Source organism: Aromatoleum diolicum, assembly GCF_012910955.1.
In the GTDB taxonomy this organism is placed as follows: domain Bacteria; phylum Pseudomonadota; class Gammaproteobacteria; order Burkholderiales; family Rhodocyclaceae; genus Aromatoleum; species Aromatoleum diolicum.
This window is the reverse complement of sequence record NZ_WTVQ01000113.1, coordinates 1-866: the sequence shown is the minus strand read 5'-3', so window position 1 is coordinate 866 and position 866 is coordinate 1. Positions and strand designations below refer to the sequence as shown.

Here is an 866-nt window from a genome sequence, read left to right as displayed (position 1 = left end):
GCTCGAACCCATCGGGTATATCCCGCCCGCAGAAGCTGAGGCAAACTACTACGGGCAACTCGCCCGTCAGGCCGCCATCGCGGCCTGACTTAAACCAACCGGCCTCCACGGAACCCGGTGCGATTCAAGCTGAGGCAAACTACTACAGGCAACTCGCCAGTCAGACCGCCATCGCGGTCTGACTTAAACCAACCGGCCTCCACGGAACCCGGGGCGATTCAGCCTCGCCCAAACCACCTCGCCGCGGGAAATCGTCACCCCCGGCCAGGCACGCAGGTTCATACCTTCATAGGGCGTGTAATCGACATTGTGGTGAAGCTGCTCGTTGCGCAGGATCAAGTTGGCGCTGGTATCCCAGATCACCATGTCGGCGTCGGCGCCGGCCGTCCGCGCCTTGGGTGGTTAGCTCATCTTTACCGGCACACCGGCGGGCGTTGGCATGGGCCGCAAACCGCCCCGCTACCTCGACGCGGGCGATCAACTCATTGCGACGATAACCGGTCTTGGCGAACAAGAGCATTTGATTATCGTTTGTTGACCCCAGGAGTCACGCTGCCTACCCGCTCCCGATCTGGCATGGCGCGGATTCGCAAAGAGCGCCGCAACCTGTTCACTCATCTGCTTGCGCAGTACCACCTTGCCGGGAGGGGCGAATCACGTCAAGGAGGCGTTCTCCAGACGTTTACTGTTTGCCGCCGATTGCAAGGCCTTTTGCGTTTTGGCGGAGGGTGTCTGTGTGGAGTTGACGTAAAAAAGCCGCTGATCCTGTAGAGGAAGAGCGGCTTTTTTGGCATAGGTAGTCTGACGATGACCTACTTTCGCACCCACGAAGGGCACTATCATCGGCGCGGTCCTGTTTCACGGTC

General features: G+C 59.8%; 2 protein-coding genes. One reads left to right on the top strand and one right to left on the bottom strand.

Features of this window, described 5'->3' with window-relative positions; translation table 11 throughout:
* Positions 1-183 precede the first annotated feature (183 nt).
* On the bottom strand, positions 184-366 hold the full coding sequence (locus GPA25_RS23640) for a hypothetical protein (protein WP_246266165.1): 183 nt from the start codon (positions 364-366) through the stop codon (positions 184-186).
* A 43-nt stretch (positions 367-409) separates the two neighbouring features.
* Between GPA25_RS23640 and GPA25_RS24405 the strand changes: the two genes are divergently transcribed.
* Positions 410-538: a fumarylacetoacetate hydrolase family protein gene (locus GPA25_RS24405; protein ID WP_425486420.1), complete on the top strand. Its 129-nt coding sequence runs from the start codon at positions 410-412 to the stop codon at positions 536-538.
* The last annotated feature ends 328 nt before the right edge of the window (positions 539-866 follow it).